The sequence below is a fragment of the Actinomycetota bacterium genome (assembly GCA_030776625.1).
Lineage (GTDB): Bacteria > Actinomycetota > CADDZG01 > CADDZG01 > WHSQ01 > MB1-2.
This window is the reverse complement of record JALYHL010000007.1, coordinates 90,667-105,992: the sequence shown is the minus strand read 5'-3', so window position 1 is coordinate 105,992 and position 15,326 is coordinate 90,667. Positions and strand designations below refer to the sequence as shown.

Genomic DNA, 15,326 nt, shown 5'->3' with positions numbered 1-15,326 from the left:
GGTGAAGGCGGTCATTCCTTCTTGTACCGACGTCGCACCCGCTCCTCCCATTCGGAAAGAGCGCGACTCATCCGGTCGGCGGGACCGCGCACGAAATCGCGGGGCGACGCAATCGCTCGGAGGCCGGCGGTGAGGATGACAATCCCGAGCACCATCGCCGCGAAAGCAAGCACACCGACGATCACCGAACCGGAGTAGAAGAACACGAAGAGTCCGATGAACCCCAGCACGAAAAGGAGCGCACCCAACCTCACCCGCGTGCGCTGGTCGGCGCCGCTGCGCCGGTCTCGTGCATGGCGCGCGAACGCGGGATCCTCGCGGTAGAGGTTCTTCTCGATCTCGTCGAGGATGCGCTGCTCGTGATCGGAGAGGGGCACTGTCAGTCGATTATAGGAACCAGCAGGTCCGGGACGGAACCGCCACTGATCATCGAGCGTCGCCGTCGATGTGGTCCAACAATGCCGCGGGCCCGACGGAGTCGGACCCGAACCTGCGCCGGATCGAGTCCATGGCGCCCGCCGCATCGTCCCAGCGCTGATGTGTTGCAGTAGACAGCTCACCATCCGGCACCAGCTCTAGCTGCCGGTTCGGAGGACCGGTCGCGAGCCCGGTCACGCTGACGCCTAGAAGCCTTATCCGCAACCGGTCGTGGTCGAGCTTGTCGAAAAGAGCCCGCGCCACCTGGTAGATCGCCGGAGTGGTGTCCACCTCCGCCGGCAGCGTCTTCGACCGGGTCAGGGTGCTGAAGTTGGAGAAGCGCACCTTGAGCGTGACGGTGCGACCACAGAGCCCCTTGGCTCGCAGGCGCTCGGCCGTCCGGTCCGCGAGCCTCAAGATCTCTCTCGCGATCTCTGCGGGCGAATCTAGGTCGTAAGAGAACGTCTCCTCCGAGCCCACGGACCGCGCCGGATCATTCGGCACGACCTCGCGGTCGTCGATGCCCCTGGCGAGGTGATGGAGGTGCGCCCCGAGCGCCTCTCCCACCGCCCGCGCCAGCGTGCGCTGCGAGATCGCAGCGAGGTCACCCACGGTCTTGAGGCCGAGCCTCTCCAAGGTCACCGCCGTCTGCGGCCCCACTCCCCACAACGCGGTGACGGGCAGCGGATGGAGGAATGCGATCACCTCGTCGGCGCGTACGACCAACAGACCGTCCGGTTTGCCGCGCGTCGAGGCGAGCTTCGCGAGGAACTTGTTCGGCGCCACCCCCACCGTGCAGGTGAGGCCCAGCTCCGCCACCTTGCGCTTTATCTGCAGCGCGATGTCCACGGGCGACCCGAAGATCCGAACGGACCCCGAGACGTCGAGGAACGCCTCATCGAGAGACAGCGGCTCGACGAGCGGAGTGAACGACGTGAAGACCTCTTTGATCTTGATCGAGTACTCGCCGTAGGACTTGAAATCGTTCGGCAGGAAGGTGGCGTGGGGACACAGCCGCCTGGCCGTCACGATCGGCATCGCAGAGCGGACGCCGTACTTGCGCGCTTCGTACGAGGCCGAGGTGACCACACCGCGGCCCCCCTGGCCCCCGACCACCACCGGAAGCCCCTTGAGCGAGGGGTCCTTGATCTCTTCGACCGACGCGTAGAAGGCGTCCATGTCGACATGGAGGATCGGCTCGCTGAACGTTGCGGGACCCGGCGCCATCACCCCATCCTCCCCCGCTGTCGGTGCTACCTGCCGCCTTGTCGGGTCGTGTATCCATATCGTCATGGCACAGAAGACCGAGGTGAGGGTCGGACGACGGAAGCTCCAGCTCTCCAACCTCGACAAGGTCTTCTATCCCGCGACCGGGATGACCAAAGGCGACGTGATCGCCTACTACAGGGAGATCGCGCCCGTACTGCTCCCCCACCTCCGCAACAGGTTCGTGACCCTCAAGCGCTATCCGAATGGGGTCGACGGGAAGTTCTTCTACGAGAAGGAGTGCCCCTCACACCGCCCAGAGTGGGTCGCCACCGCGCCCATGGTGCGAAAGAAGGACAAGAAAGCCGTCAACTACTGCCTTCTGAACGACCTCCCGAGCCTGGTGTGGTCGGCGAACCTCGCCAACCTCGAGCTGCACACGTCTCTCGCCTGTGCCAAGGACTTCTACCGCCCGACGGCGCTGGTGTTCGATCTGGACCCGGGGCCTCCCGCGGCCGTGCTCCAGTGCGCCGAGGTGGCGCTCCTGGTGCGCGCGATCCTGGAGGAAGCGGGGCTCGAGGCGTTCGCCAAGACCTCGGGCTCGAAGGGCATCCAGCTGTTCGCGCCCCTCAACACGGCGGTCACCTACGACGACACGAAGCCGTTCGCGCACCAGCTCGCGCTGCGACTGCAGGAGGAGCATCGGGATCTGGTGCTGTCGAGCCAGAGCCGAGCGGAGCGGGAGGGGAAGGTGCTCGTCGACTGGAGCCAGAACGACGACCACAAGACGACCGCGTCGGTGTACTCGCTGCGGGCGAAGGAACGCCCAACGGCGTCTACCCCGGTGACCTGGGACGAGGTCGAGGCGGCGCTGAAGAAGAGGAGGCCGGAGCGGCTCTCGTTCGAGGCGTCCGAGGTGCTGGCGCGGGTCGAGCAACACGGCGATCTGTTCGAGCCCGTGAGGAAGCTGAAGCAGAAGCTGCCGCGTTAGCTTTCTGGGCTAGCGGCTTCTGAGCAGCCCCTGCGGCGCGCTTAGCGGCCGGCGCTGCCCCCACTCGCGTGCCAGAGACGGCCCGGTGCCGCCGCGGTTCCCCCGGCGTCGAGGCCGCGGAAGGACTGCTTCTTGCGCTGGCGGCCCAGACAGCCGGCCGCGGAGTGACCCTGTTTGCGATCGCGAGCCAGCTCGGCCAGGTCGAACGCCTCGTTCACCACCACGGTGAGTCCCACGTTGTCACCCGTCGGGTGGATCAACGAGGCGCCGCCTCGTTTGCGCACGACGCCTCGCACCAACAGGATCCAGGAGTGGAAAATCGTGCGGGCACAGCGCGGCTGGACCCGCTCGAACGCCGTCACGTCGATCGGCCCGGTGACGTCGTCGATCGTGACGAAGATGATCCTCTGCCCCGAGCGGATCGCCGGCGTCTGGCTGGCGACCTTCACGCCCGCCACCCACACCTCGGAGTTGTTCCGCAGCGACACCAGGTCCCTGGCGCTGGTGCAGCCGAGCTCGGCCAGCAGGGGCTCGTAGAGCGACATGATGTGACGGCGCGCATCTATGCCCGACACCTCGAGCTCGGCCTCCGTCTCCTCCAGAGGCGTGTAGGCGGGAAGACCCGGCAGCGCCTCCGCGATCGGCTCCTCCAATGCGAACCCGAGCTGGCTCCCGCCCCGCGGCTTCGGCTGCGACGAGAGATCGAGCACGCGCCACATCAACTCGTGCCGAGACCTCGGCTCGATCCCGTCCAGAGCACCGACGTGGACCAGGTTCTCGAGCACAGGTTGCGACACCTCGGTGCGCCGCCACAGGTCCTCGAGCGACGAGAACCGAGCCTCTTCACGCGCCGCCAACAGCGAGTCGATCGCGGCCTCCGACACCCCCCGCACCTCGGACAGCGCGAGCCGGATCCCCGGGCGAGCCGGATCGCCCACCGGCTCCACCCGGTAGACCCGATCGGATGCGTTCACGTCGATCGGCAGGATCGGGATGCCGAAGTTGCGGGCGTCCGCCACGATCAGCCGGCGCGGGTACATGCCGGGGTCGTGCGTCAGCACGCCGGCGAGGAAAGCGGCGGGGTGATGCGCCTTCAGCCACGCCGACAGGTAGGTCGGCAGCGCGAAGGCCGCAGCGTGAGATTTGCAGAACCCGAACGAGGCGAAGCTGAAGACCTCCCTCCACAAGGTCTCGGCCTGCTCGGGCTTGAAGCCGTTGTAGATGGCCGACGTGATGAACCACTCGGCGACGTCGCCCTGCGGCGGTGTCACCGTGATCGGTCCCGCTACTCCGGCGAAGTGCACGCGCTCGTCTTTGACCCAGTCCTGGCCCAGCTTGCGCTCGCCGGGATGGCCGGGATCGCCCGGCAGGCTCGGCCGCTCTGCATCGAGGTGCCTTCGCACGTAATCGGCATCGGCCAGGCTGCAGCCGGTCACCTCCGCGATCACCCGGATGACCTGCTCGTGGAAGACGACGACGCCGTTCGTCTCTCTCAGGATCGGCTTCAGGCTCGGGTGCGGGTACCGCACCTGTTCGAAGCCGTGGTAGCGCTCGAGGAACGGAGACACCATGTCGGACTTCACCGGGCCGGGCCGGAACAGCGAGATGTCGACGATCAGGTCCTCGAAGCGGTTCGGCTGGAACCGGGCCAGGAGCTCGCGCTGGCCCGGTGACTCGATCTGAAAGCAGCCCAGCGTCTTGGACGTCTTGACCAGGTCGTACGTAGCTGTGTCGTCGTGCGGCAGCCGGTCCAGGTCGACCCGCTCGCCATGTGCGCGCTCGATCTCTCCCACCGCATGCGAGATGGAAGACAGCATCCGCACGCCCAGCACGTCGAGCTTCGCGAGGCCGAGCTCTTCGACGTCGTCCTTGTCCGCCTGCAGCATCGTGAAGCCGCCGTAGGACGCCTGCATCGGGACGCGGTCCGCGAGGTCCGGCGAGGACAGGATCACGCCCGATGGATGCAGCGCCAGGTGCCGCGGGAAGCCGTCGATCGCGAGACAGAGCTCGAAGAGCTGCTCGAGCTGGCCCGCCCGGAGGTTCGTGCCGGCCAGCTCCGGAAGACGCTCGATCGCCTGAGGGATGTCCCTGGCCCTCACGCGCGGGAACGCCTTCGCCACGAGATCGATCTCTTGGCCGGGAAGCCCTAGAGCCTTGCCAACCTCGCGGATGGCCATGCGGGCCCTGAAGGTGTCGACCATGCAGCACATCGCGGTCTGGTCGCGTCCGTAGGTGTCGAGGATGTGCGCCAGCACCTCTTCGCGCCGGTGCGACTCGACGTCTACGTCGATGTCTGGAAGCTCCTCGCGTCGCTCGTTCATGAAGCGCTCGAACAGGAGGTCGTAGCGAACCGGGTCCACGTCGGAGATGCCGAGCACGTAACAGACCAGCGACCCCGCCGCGCTGCCCCGGCAGGCGCAGCGCATCCCGAGCACCTCTCTGGTGTGACGGACGATGTCGGCGACCAGCAGGAAGTAGGCGGCAAATCCCATCTTGTAGATCAGCTGCAGCTCGTGCTGGAGCCGGACGTCGATCACCCCGGTCACCTTGTCGAAACGATGGTGGGCGCCCTCGTAGCAACGACGTGCCAGCGCGCCGGTTGCGGTCTCACCGGGAGGCATCGGGATCTCGGGGAAGTGATACCTGCCGAGGTCGAGATCGAAGTCACAGGCTTCGGCTATACGAAGCGTCTCGTCGGCGGCATCCCGTCCGGCCGCGTCTTGGAACAGCTCGCGCATCGCATGTGGCGCCTTGAAGCCGTACTCGGAGTTGGAGCGCAGCGCCTTGGTCCGAGACAACGGGACGATCTCCCTGATCGCATGCAGGAGCTCGTGCGTCGCCGCCTCCCGAGGGGTCGGATAGTGCACGTCGTTCGTGGCGACGGCCTGGATGCCGGTCTCTCGCGCGATCCCCAGCAAGCGGTCCCGAAGCGTGCTCGCGCCGTAGCCGCGGTGGTCGAAGACCTCGATGCGGTAGCCGTCGCCGATCACATCCCGCCACCGCCGTGCGGCTTCGATCGCCTGAGGCATGGCGCCGGCAGCGGCCAGTGCCGGGACCTCGCCTCGTCCGCACCCCGATAGCACGAACAACCCCTCGGCGCGCTCCGCGAGCGAGGCGAAGGTGGTGCGGGGCTGGCCGCGCTCGTGGTCGAGGTGAGCCCGAGAGATGAGCCGGCACAGGTTCGCGTAGCCGGTCGCATCGCGGGCGATCGCGGTGACGTGATGCCCGTCGGTCAGAGTCAGCTCGGCTCCGTAGATCGGTTTGACCCCTGCGTCCCTGCAAGCGCGGGCGAAGCGGACGGCCCCCGTCAGCGCGTCGTGATCGGTGAGAGCAACGGCCTCGTATCCCAGCTCGGCTGCCATCCACGGAAGGGTCTCGGCCGGGATCGCCCCGTCTAGCAAAGACCAGGTCGAGTGACAGTGGAGATGGACGAAGCCGCTCATGCGGCTCTGCCCGGGTGAGCTACGGGAGCGAGGCGGGTAGCTCGGTTCCGCTGATCTTGGCGATCATCCGACCGTCGGAGTCGGTGATCTCGGCCTCCGCGAACATCAAGCGCTTGCCCACCTTCAACAGGCGCCCGGTGCCGGTGATGGTGGCGCCCGCGGGAGCCGGGCGCAGGAACGAGATCTTCATCTCGGCCAGAGCGGGATACGAATCTTCGTCGAGCTGCGTCGCGCACAACCCGCCCAGAACGGCATCCGCGAACGCGGCCAGCATCCCGCCCTGGAGGTTGCCGGCGGAGTTGCACAGCTCGGCCGGAACCGTCCACGTGAACGCGACCTCGTTCGGATCGGGCGCGTCGCGGCGCTGGAAGCCGAGCGTCTCGTTCGCGGGGATCGAGAACGCCCCCTCGAGATAGGCCTCCCAGCGCGTGCGCGACATGCGAGCGACGATACTCAAGCTCGAACGGAAGGCGGGCGCTTCTGACTCCCTCACAACCGTCGCCCGGGGAGCCGGTGTGCAGAGATAACGGGGTCAGTCCCATAGGCGGGCTATGCGCCAGGCGCTGTTGAGGCGATCGAAGTAGATGTCGTAGACGGCTGCCGGCGAAACCATGAAACCGTCGGGGTCGAGGTCTCCGCTCGCGAGCACACCGGCGGGCCGAGCGAGCACCCTGAAGTACTCGCGCTCGCGCGCCTTCGCCCGGTCCCACCACTCGCCCCCATCGCGCCAACAGCTCAGTTGCTCGTCGATCTCGTAGCGGCGGCCGCGCCAGGAGAACGACACCGGTCCTGGCACCTGCGGATCGGCCGTGACATCGATCGGATCGTCGTAACGCTTGGCCACCGCTCCTCTATGTTTTTCGCGTTCTCGCGCTGCAACGACTAAGGGACCCGAATCGCTTCGCCTCCCGCGGAGCGTTCGGACCCGTCAATGACTAAGGGAGCCCGACCGACCCGCCCCAGTGAGGAGGCGGGCCCATCGGGCCCCCGGTCTACGTTCGTTCCAGGAGGCGGGGCCGGGGAACCCACGCGGCTTCGGGGAGAGAGCCAGCCTGACCTGAATCGAACGTATGTTCGATAGTAGGCGTACCGAGTCCCCGCGTCAAGCAGAAGTCTGAAAACCCTTGTGAACGGTTTTCGCCCGTCGGATACTCCGGTCGACGATCCGAGCGACTCTGGGAGGAAGCGTGTACGACCTGCTCAAATCGATCCACGTGCTGGCCGCGGTCGCATGGGTGGGCGGAGCGCTATTCGGACAGATCCTCGCGGTTAGGGCTCGAAAGGGAGGACCCACCCGTCTCGCCCAGTTCGCCGACGACATGGCCTGGCTCGGCCCCCACTACTTCGCCCCGATCTCGCTGCTCGTGCTCCTGACAGGCATCGGCACGGTGATCGTCAGCGGGTGGGAATTCACCGACCTCTGGATCGTCATCGGCCTCCTCGGGTTCGCCGCCACCTTCGTGACCGGCATCGCCTACCTCGCTCCCGCCGGCAAGAAGGTGACCGCCGGCATCACAGACCGGGGCCCAGAAGATGCAGAAGTGCAGAGCAACATCGAGCGGATCCAGCGGATCAGCCAGATCGACACGCTGGTCCTCGTCATCGTCGTGCTCAACATGGTCGTGAAGCCGGGCACCTAGCCCCCGACTCAGAGCACGTCGACGTACTTGATGCCGCTGCCGGTGTTGTAGAGGACCACCGGCCCCTCCAGTGCCCCTCTGCGCGCGAGACGATCCGCGGCGGCCACGGTGGCGGCCCCCTCGGGGCAGGCGAACACTCCCTCGGTCGCGGCGAGGTGACGGATCGACAGCCTGATGTCTCTCTCGGCGACCGCCAGCATGGTGCCGCCCGAGGAACGAACGCGGTCGAGAACGAGCGCTCCTTCGGCTGGAGCCGGAACGCGAAGCCCCGCCGCGATCGTCGTCGTTGGGTGAGGCCAGGGCGGCACGTCGTCTCGCCCCTCCTCGAAGGCTCGGGTGATCGGCGCGCAATCCTCCGGCTGCACGCCGACGAGAACGGGCGGCTCGTCGTTCGTCCAACCCGCGGACCGCACCTCGTCGGCGGCTTTGGCGGCGGCGACGGCCGCCACTCCGCCGCCTACCGGGATGACGAGCGTGCGCGGCAGGCGCATCCCTGCTTCGTCGCCGGCCTGGTCGAACAGCTCCAGCCACGCGGTCTTCTTGCCCTCGAGGCGGTACGGCTCGAAGAAGGTGCCCGCGAACAGCGCGCCGGCCTCGCCCGCGATCTCCTTCGCCCGCCGACCAGCGTCTGCGATCGAGCCGTCCACCAGCTCGAGCTCCGCCCCCGCGGCCTCCACCTCCGCCTGCTGCGAAGCGGGCGCCGTACGCGACATCACGACGGTCAGCGGCAGCCCGGCTCGCGCGGCGTAAAGCGCCCAGGCCGCGCCCGCATTACCCGCCGTAGGCATCGCGATAGCGGTCGCCCCAAGCTCGGCCGCGCGAGACACGCCCATCGCGGCGCCGCGAGCCTTGAAGGTGCCGCTCGGCAGCAGCCCGTCGTCCTTCAGCCAGGTCTCGATGCCCCACCTCTCCGAGAGCCGGGGGAGGAACAACAGAGGTGTCTCCGGCTCTCCGAGAGACACGGGGGCCGAGCGCAGCGGGAGGAGCTCGGTGTAGCGCCACATGCCTGCGCGCCTCTGTCGGGCATCGCCCAAGCTGAGGTCTCGAAGGTCGTAGCGCGCGAGGAGCGTGCCGCCGCACTCGCACCTCTGCTGCAAGACGTGCGGATCGTGGCTCCGCCCACAGCGCGCGCACTCCAGGTCGGACAAACGAGAAGGCATGGACGAAAGGTAATCGCCACTGCGGACGTAGCCGACGCTTCTTTGCCTAAAGGAGCGGTAGCACTTCCTCGGCGAATCGCTCTGCGGTCTCGCAGACCAGGGGGCCGGGACCGAAGACGATCAGGTGCGCCGTGGTGACGCCGATCTCCTCGAGCCTCTTGATCGACCCGGCTATGTCTTCGGGCGTTCCCGTCAGCGGCATCTTCGGGTTCGGTTGATCCGAGAACCACAACAGGTTCGGGTAAACGATCTCGAGCTCGCCGAGATCTCGCCCCCGCTTGTCCATCTCGGCCTTCAACACATCGAGACGAGCCGCCACCGCCTCGATGCCCGCGCCCTGCCCCCTGGAGGTCGTGATCACCCAGCCGTCGGCCAGCTCCGCGGTGCGTCGCAGTGCCTCGTTGCCGTGGCCGCCCAGCAAGATCGGCAGGTGCGTGGTGGGCGCGGGCAAGAAACCCGCTTCCTCCCATGAATAGAACTCACCGGAGAATGACGACGGCTCACCGGACCAGATCGCGCGCAGGGCTCTCACGTATTCCTCGAGCCGCGCTCCGCGCCGCTCGAAACCGACGCCGAGTGCGTCGAACTCCTCGCGCATCCAGCCGCGCCCCAGACCGAGCACGACCCGCCCCGGCGCGAATTGCTCGATGGTCGCGAGTGCTTTGCCCAAGACGATCGGGTGGCGGTAAGCGGCGATGGTCACCCCGGTGCCGATCCTGATGCGCTCCGTCGCCCCGGCGAGCACCCCGTAGACGCCCGCGGGGTCGAAGAACGGGTCGCTCGCGCTCATCGCGTACGACCCGTCGCGGCTGTAAGGATACTTCGACTCCAGATCGACCGGCGTGAACAGGTGGTCGAACATCCACACGGAGTCAAAAGCGAGACGTTCCGCGGTACCGGCTACCGCCAGGATGTCGGCCGCGTTGGCGCCCGGCTGTGCGCTGGGGAGGTGGAGGCCGAACCTCAAACGAACCCGAGGGCGGACTTAGCCAGCGGGTCCATCTTCTCGGGCGTCCACGGTGGGTACATGACCATCTCCGTCGTCACCTCGCCGATCCCCTCGATCTCCTTGGTGGCCGCCTTGATCTCCTCGTCGATCATCGGTCCGATCGGGCAGCCCATCGTCGTCAGCGTGAACTCGACCTTGACGTCGTTGTTCTCCTCGTTGATGAGGATGTCGTAGACAAGGCCAAGGTGATAGATGTCGATCCCGAGCTCGGGGTCGTTCACCGTCTTCAAGGCCGCGATGACCTGCTCTTCTATCTCTTGCGTGGTTGCCATCTCACTACTGTAGACGCCCCAGGGCGCCGAGCTATTCCGGCCCGGCCCGCGCTCCTGCCAGGCTCAGCTCTCTGGCCTCCAGATCGTTCTCGCACAGCCACGAAACGGCATCGGCGTAGTCGCACGGGTCGATCCAATGCGACCAGGTGTCGACGTCGGTTGTAGACGCCGCGCACCACTCCGCGATCTCGACCTCGGTGAGCGACGGGTACGTCGGCACCCGTTCCACCTCGCTGCCGTCGGGGCGGAAGAAGCGAGCCGACTTGCCGTCGAAGGTCATCGTGTAGCCGCCCTCGTGGACCAAGCGGTGGTGGCGGCGACACAGCAGTGTCACGTTGTCGGGTTCGGTGAGACCATCTTCGATCCAATGCGCCACGTGGTGGCCATCCAGCCTCCGCTCGTTGCTGCAGCCCGGGAAAACACAGTGCCGGTCGCGCGCCTCCAGCACCCGTCTCAGCGCGGGAGAGATGGTGCGCCGGGTGCGGCCGAGCTTGAGGGGAACGCCGTCTCCTTCCAGCAGCGCCATGATCGAACAATCGCAAGAGATGCGCCGGGCGGTGTCGGGGGAGATACCGGCGCCAGCCTGAAGCTCGCAGGTGGCACCGGCATCTCTGTGGAGCGCGGCCTGGTCCACGTGCACCATGACCTGGTAGCGATCCGAGACAGGGCCATCTGAAAGACCATGGGCGAGGAAAGTTTCGCCGAGCGCCACCAACGCGTCTGCCCGCCGCGCACCGCCTGTGTCTCCACGACGCACCATCTGCCGGCGATCAGCCTCGGAGACCGCCTCGTCGCGGAAGACCTGTTGCTCCTCCCACAGCTTCTCCTCGGCGGCCTCGATCGCGGCCGCGACCAGCGCGCCTTGCTCGGCCGGCATCTGAGCGCGGAGGCGGAAGGCGCCCTCTTCGGTGTAGTAGTAGGTGAGAGAGCGGTCACGCTGCAGCGCCGCGGCTCCCTCGAGGTTCACCTTGGCGCGGCGGAAGCCGGATGCGATCGTGCCGAGCTGCGAACATGTCCCGTGCTGAGCCCACATGAGCAGGTGCTCTTCCGTCTCTTTCGACGCGATGCGCGCGATGGTGTCCGCTTTCTCGAAGCTGATCTCTCCCGCGGCGAAGGACTCCTTGATCTTCGGCAGCTCCATCAGGCGCTCGCCGAGGCGCAGGTGCTTGTTCGCGGTGGTGGGTCTCATGCCGGCCGCCCAGGCGAGCCAGGTCGCAGGCTGGTCGCCCGCGGTGAGGAAGCTTCCGTGAGTGGTCACGAGGTCGATGATGCGCGCCTGCGCGGCCGCGATCGCAGAGGAGAGCGTCATGATCTCCTCGTAAGCCTCCTGCCACTCGGGCCGCGCTGCGTCGTCACCAGAAGAGTCCTCCTCCGGCTCGGGTGGCGACGGGCTCACCGCGCCGCGAGGCGGGGTTTCGCCCAGCCCAGGTAGGCCAAGCGCTCCGGCCGCCAAGGGTGGCGGTTGCCGTGATTGTCGGTGAAATACCGTGAGTCGAACATATGTTCGATACTATTGCAGGCCGTCGACCCCGTCAAGACCTTCTCGCTACCATCAGCGGATGGCCAGGGGGCAATTAAGAAGGTCAACGACCGACCGCAAGATCGCGGGTGTAGCCGGTGGGATCGCGGCGTACCTCGGGATGGACGCGACATTGGTGCGCGTCATCTGGGCGCTGGTCATCATCCTGCCCGGCGGGTTTGGCCTGATCCCCTACATCATCCTGTGGATCGCGCTTCCGGAGGGAGACCCCGGCTCGCTCGGGTCTAGGTCACCTGCGCTGGAGATCGCCGAGGAGCGTTACGCGCGCGGGGAGATCAGCGCGGAAGACCTCTCACGCATCAGAGAGGACCTCTCGCGGTGACGCCGGCGCACGGGATGTGGCACGGCTCTGGACCCGGCCCGTTCGAGTGGCTATGGGCTTTTGTGCCGATCGCTCTGATGATCGTGTTCTGGTCGCTCGTCGTCGTGCTCGTGGCGAAGTTGGTGAAGAACCGCCCCCAGCACCGCCCGGACCGGAGCGCGGGGCTGCAGGTCTTAGAGGAGCGTTACGCGCGTGGCGAGATCTCGCGCGATGAGTTCCTGGAGCGCCGTGAGGTGCTGAGCGAAGCGAAGTCGCCCGGCTCCCGATCTACCTAGAGCTCGAGGCCCAGCAGGCGCGCGGCGTTGTTCTTCAGCACGTCTTCTTCCTTGTCGCCGAGCTCCATGACATCGAACTCGTCGAGGATGCGGCCCGGGTCAAGCATCGGGTAGTCGCTCCCCCACACCGTCCTGTCCGAGAGGCGGCCGCGTGCATCCCGCTTCACCTCGGCCGGGATGTACTTCGGGCGCCACGCGCTGAGGTCGACCCACACGTTCGTCTTGTGCAGCGCGCTCGAAAGCACCTCCAGGTGCCAGGGGTAGCCGAAGTGAGCCATGACGACGGTGAGACCGGGGTGCCTCGCGGCGACCATGTCCATCAGCATCGGGCGGCCGTAGTCGAACGCGATGCCGAACCCGCCCGGCACCCCGGCCCCCAGCCCCGTCTGTCCCACGTGCGCGACGATCGGCAGCGAGTGCTCCTCGCACTTCTCCCACAGCGCCGTGTATTGCGGCTCGTTCGGATAGAACTCCTGGACCTGCGGGTGGATCTTGAGACCGCGCAGGCCTAGCTCCGTGACGGCCCGCTCCAGCTCCTCCACGTGATCCGGTTTGTGCGGGTCGACGCTGGCGAACCCGATGAACTGCTCGGGAAACGCGCGCACGATCTCGGCCACACGGTCGTTCGTGAGCGGCGGGAGCCCGGTCGCTGTCTCCGCATCCCACGCGAGCAGGACGCCGAAGATGTCCCAGTCCTTGTACTCCTGAGCCATCTGCTCCATCGTGCGGATCCGCACGGTGTGGTTGAAGTACTTCTGGGTCACCTCCAGCATCGGACCTATGGAGCCATTCAGCCACTCGTGCGTCGAGACGTGGACGTGGAAATCGATGGCACGCACTGAGACCTCCTACTGAGTCGATCGAAGACGAAGCGCCCGCGGCGCGGGCGTGAGGCTTTCGATCAAAGGAAGAAGAAGCTGATTGCCATGATGATGTAGGCCGCCATCAGTTGTGCGCCCTCGAGCCAATGCGAGCGTCCGTCCAGCGCGATGAATCCCAGGATCGCCGACGAGAAAGCGACCGCGGCGATCTCGAAGCTCGAGAAGATCAGGTCCATCGGCTTGCCGACCGCGAGCGAGGCGAAGACCAACATCGGCGCCACGAACAACGCGATCTGCGTAGACGAACCGATCGCGATCTCGATCGCGACATCCATCTTGTCTTTCGCCGCCAGGAAGATGGCGGACGAGTGTTCCGCTGCGTTCCCCACGATGGGAACGACGATCAGGCCCACGAACAGCTTGGAGAGACCGAACTCCTCCACGGTCGGCTCAAGAGCGCCCACGAGGAACTCCGACATCAGCGCGACCATCACCGTAGATCCGGCGAGCATCCCCATCGCGTACTTCGCCGACCACTTCGGCTCGTGCTCTTCCTCCTTCGTAGGCCGGAAGAAATCACGGTGCGTCTTGAATGAGAACAACAGACTCAGCGCGTAGACGAGGATCAGCACGATCGAGACACCGATCGACACAGCCTCGGTGCGGAACTCGGTGGACTCGGAGGTCAGCGCGAACAGCGCGGGCATCAACAACGCGACGACCGCGATCACCAACGAAGTGCTGTGCAATCCCGCCGAGGTCCGATTGAACTGTTGCTCCTGGCGCGTCCAACCGCCGACGAGGAAAGCCAACCCGAGGACGAGCAAAACGTTGCCGATGATCGAGCCGGTGATCGAGCCCTTCACGACCTCCAACTCGCCCTCCAGAATCAGGAAGAAGGCGATGATCATCTCGGTCACGTTCCCCATGGTTGCGTTGAGGAGGCCGCCCTTCTGGGGACCGATCCGGATGGCCAGGTCCTCCGTCGCGTGACCGATCAACCCGGCCAGGGGAAGGATCGCGAGAGCGGAGGTGACGAAGATCGCGGTGTGGTTGCCGTGCGTGAATTCGAGGACGAGCGCGATCGGGACGAAGATCAGGAGCCACTCGAGCTTCGGTTTCACGCCGGGCACCTTACTCATACTTAGCCGGCGACGACCAACATCTCCTTGAGGCGCGCGGCCGCAGCGGGGGGATCGGCCGACTCCGTGATCGCGCGGACAACGACGATACGGCGCGCCCCCGCCTCCAGCACCGGCGCCAACGTCTCTATGGACATGCCTCCCGTCACGAACCACGGGAGCTGGATCGTCGCCGCCGCGTGCTTCACCAGCGACAGCCCGGTTCCCGGACGACCCTTTTTCGTCGGCGTCTCGTTGACTGGGCCGACCGCGACGTAATCGAGCAGGTGCGCCTGCGCCACAGCTGCGTCTACCTCGTCGGGAGCGTGAGTCGAGAGTCCCACGATGCGAGGCCCGACGATCCGGCGGGTCGCATCCGGAGGCAGGTCGTTCTGCCCCACGTGAACGCCGTCGGCGTCCAGCACCACAGCGAGGTCGGGCCGGTCGTTGATGATGAACGGGAGCCCGACGGCTCGACACGCCGCCTGCAGAGGGCGCGCGAGGCGAAGCACATCGCCTGCCTCGAGCTCCTTCTCACGGAGCTGGAAGAGATCCACCCCCGCATCCGCGAGCTCGGGGATCAGGTGCGCGATGTCACCTGCGCGGATCCGAGCGGGGGCGACGAGGTAGAGGAGGGCGTCCTGGAGGCTCACAACGCGACTACCGCGGGACCTCCGTCGCCGCCTTCCCTCCAGTCTTCGTCTGGGTCCTCGCCCACCTCGCGCTCGTAGGTCTTCATCCGCTCCGCCACCTGTTGCAACGCCCCCGGCAGGCGGAACAGAGCGATGCCGACGAAGACGTACGGAAGGATGTCGGTGATGACCTCGTAGAAGCGCTTGTCGAGCAAGCTGGCGATCGCCACCCACACGATCACGAGCCCGGCCAGGACCTCCGCGACCACACGCAGCCGCCGGCGATCCTGGCCCGCCTCCTCCAACCGCTCGCGCATCAGACGAACCGCGAGACGCCCGCGGGTCCGGCGCAGGCGCCGCCACGTTGCGCGGGACGGGTAGAAGCGCCGCAGCGCCTCCACGAAGCCGAGGATCAGAACCGCGACCAGAGCAGCGATCAGGCCGGTCGTCATGGCTTCAACCCTAGACGCCGGACGC

General features: G+C 66.7%; 17 protein-coding genes. 4 read left to right on the top strand and 13 right to left on the bottom strand.

Features of this window, described 5'->3' with window-relative positions; genetic code table 11:
• Positions 1-11: 11 nt before the first annotated feature.
• Together M3N53_11910 and M3N53_11905 are read right to left on the bottom strand one after the other, a co-directional pair.
• On the bottom strand, positions 12-377 hold the full coding sequence (locus tag M3N53_11910) for a DUF3040 domain-containing protein (protein ID MDP9069032.1): 366 nt from the start codon (positions 375-377) through the stop codon (positions 12-14).
• 49 nt (positions 378-426) lie between these two features.
• The gene (locus M3N53_11905; protein ID MDP9069031.1) at positions 427-1,644 is read right to left on the bottom strand and encodes a DNA polymerase IV; all 1,218 of its coding nucleotides are present in this window, start codon (positions 1,642-1,644) and stop codon (positions 427-429) included.
• A gap of 64 nt (positions 1,645-1,708) precedes the next feature.
• Between M3N53_11905 and ligD the strand changes: the two genes are divergently transcribed.
• Positions 1,709-2,614, top strand: coding sequence for a non-homologous end-joining DNA ligase (gene ligD / locus M3N53_11900; protein ID MDP9069030.1), 906 nt, complete (start codon positions 1,709-1,711; stop codon positions 2,612-2,614).
• 41 nt (positions 2,615-2,655) lie between these two features.
• Here ligD and M3N53_11895 read toward each other — a convergent pair whose 3' ends face one another.
• From M3N53_11895 to M3N53_11885, 3 genes are all read right to left on the bottom strand, one after another.
• Positions 2,656-6,057 (bottom strand): DNA polymerase III subunit alpha, encoded by a 3,402-nt coding sequence (locus tag M3N53_11895; GenBank protein MDP9069029.1) that lies wholly within the window; start codon positions 6,055-6,057, stop codon positions 2,656-2,658.
• Positions 6,058-6,076: 19 nt separating this feature from the next.
• A complete protein-coding gene (locus tag M3N53_11890; GenBank protein MDP9069028.1) occupies positions 6,077-6,496 on the bottom strand; it encodes a PaaI family thioesterase in 420 nt (139 codons plus the stop codon).
• 93 nt (positions 6,497-6,589) lie between these two features.
• A complete protein-coding gene (locus tag M3N53_11885) occupies positions 6,590-6,901 on the bottom strand; it encodes a DUF6504 family protein (protein MDP9069027.1) in 312 nt (103 codons plus the stop codon).
• A gap of 343 nt (positions 6,902-7,244) precedes the next feature.
• On the opposite strand from M3N53_11885, the gene M3N53_11880 reads away from it, so the two are divergent.
• Positions 7,245-7,697, top strand: coding sequence for a DUF2269 family protein (locus M3N53_11880; GenBank protein ID MDP9069026.1), 453 nt, complete (start codon positions 7,245-7,247; stop codon positions 7,695-7,697).
• Positions 7,698-7,705: 8 nt separating this feature from the next.
• Here the strand turns inward: M3N53_11880 and M3N53_11875 are convergent, their stop codons facing one another.
• Genes M3N53_11875 through M3N53_11860 form a run of 4 tightly spaced genes read right to left on the bottom strand, consistent with a single transcriptional unit; the run spans position 7,706 to position 11,534 of the window.
• Positions 7,706-8,857, bottom strand: coding sequence for a threonine synthase (locus tag M3N53_11875; protein MDP9069025.1), 1,152 nt, complete (start codon positions 8,855-8,857; stop codon positions 7,706-7,708).
• A gap of 46 nt (positions 8,858-8,903) precedes the next feature.
• Positions 8,904-9,824 (bottom strand): TIGR03619 family F420-dependent LLM class oxidoreductase, encoded by a 921-nt coding sequence (locus M3N53_11870; protein ID MDP9069024.1) that lies wholly within the window; start codon positions 9,822-9,824, stop codon positions 8,904-8,906.
• Positions 9,821-10,138 (bottom strand): metal-sulfur cluster assembly factor, encoded by a 318-nt coding sequence (locus tag M3N53_11865; GenBank protein ID MDP9069023.1) that lies wholly within the window; start codon positions 10,136-10,138, stop codon positions 9,821-9,823. The genes M3N53_11870 and M3N53_11865 overlap by 4 nt, the downstream gene beginning before the upstream one ends.
• A 31-nt stretch (positions 10,139-10,169) precedes the next feature.
• A complete protein-coding gene (locus M3N53_11860; GenBank protein ID MDP9069022.1) occupies positions 10,170-11,534 on the bottom strand; it encodes an HNH endonuclease in 1,365 nt (454 codons plus the stop codon).
• A 163-nt stretch (positions 11,535-11,697) separates the two neighbouring features.
• Here M3N53_11860 and M3N53_11855 point away from each other — a divergent pair, with 163 nt between their 5' ends.
• Entirely contained in the window at positions 11,698-12,000 is a 303-nt protein-coding gene (locus M3N53_11855) for a PspC domain-containing protein (GenBank protein MDP9069021.1), read from the top strand.
• Positions 11,997-12,275: an SHOCT domain-containing protein gene (locus tag M3N53_11850; protein ID MDP9069020.1), complete on the top strand. Its 279-nt coding sequence runs from the start codon at positions 11,997-11,999 to the stop codon at positions 12,273-12,275. Before M3N53_11855 ends, M3N53_11850 begins: the two co-directional genes overlap by 4 nt.
• On the opposite strand, the gene M3N53_11845 is transcribed toward M3N53_11850, so the two are convergent.
• From M3N53_11845 to M3N53_11830, 4 genes are all read right to left on the bottom strand, one after another.
• A complete protein-coding gene (locus M3N53_11845) occupies positions 12,272-13,114 on the bottom strand; it encodes an amidohydrolase family protein (protein MDP9069019.1) in 843 nt (280 codons plus the stop codon). The two genes, M3N53_11850 and M3N53_11845, sit on opposite strands and share 4 nt — an antisense overlap.
• A gap of 62 nt (positions 13,115-13,176) precedes the next feature.
• Entirely contained in the window at positions 13,177-14,220 is a 1,044-nt protein-coding gene (gene cax / locus M3N53_11840) for a calcium/proton exchanger (GenBank protein ID MDP9069018.1), read from the bottom strand.
• A gap of 20 nt (positions 14,221-14,240) precedes the next feature.
• Complete coding sequence (gene thiE / locus M3N53_11835) at positions 14,241-14,870, bottom strand: thiamine phosphate synthase (protein ID MDP9069017.1); 630 nt, start codon at positions 14,868-14,870, stop codon at positions 14,241-14,243.
• Positions 14,867-15,301 carry a hypothetical protein gene (locus M3N53_11830; protein ID MDP9069016.1) on the bottom strand — a complete coding sequence of 145 codons (435 nt, stop codon included), beginning with the start codon at positions 15,299-15,301 and terminating at the stop codon, positions 14,867-14,869. The genes thiE and M3N53_11830 overlap by 4 nt, the downstream gene beginning before the upstream one ends.
• Positions 15,302-15,326: the final 25 nt, after the last annotated feature.

Coding starts and splice junctions, on each gene's coding strand:
- M3N53_11890 (MDP9069028.1), bottom strand. CDS start 6,496: ATGTCGCGCACGCGCTGGGAGGCCTATCTCGAGGGGGCGTTCTCGATC.
- M3N53_11855 (MDP9069021.1), top strand. CDS start 11,698: ATGGCCAGGGGGCAATTAAGAAGGTCAACGACCGACCGCAAGATCGCG.
- M3N53_11865 (MDP9069023.1), bottom strand. CDS start 10,138: ATGGCAACCACGCAAGAGATAGAAGAGCAGGTCATCGCGGCCTTGAAG.
- M3N53_11905 (MDP9069031.1), bottom strand. CDS start 1,644: ATGGCGCCGGGTCCCGCAACGTTCAGCGAGCCGATCCTCCATGTCGAC.
- M3N53_11830 (MDP9069016.1), bottom strand. CDS start 15,301: ATGACGACCGGCCTGATCGCTGCTCTGGTCGCGGTTCTGATCCTCGGC.
- M3N53_11875 (MDP9069025.1), bottom strand. CDS start 8,857: ATGCCTTCTCGTTTGTCCGACCTGGAGTGCGCGCGCTGTGGGCGGAGC.
- ligD (MDP9069030.1), top strand. CDS start 1,709: ATGGCACAGAAGACCGAGGTGAGGGTCGGACGACGGAAGCTCCAGCTC.
- M3N53_11895 (MDP9069029.1), bottom strand. CDS start 6,057: ATGAGCGGCTTCGTCCATCTCCACTGTCACTCGACCTGGTCTTTGCTA.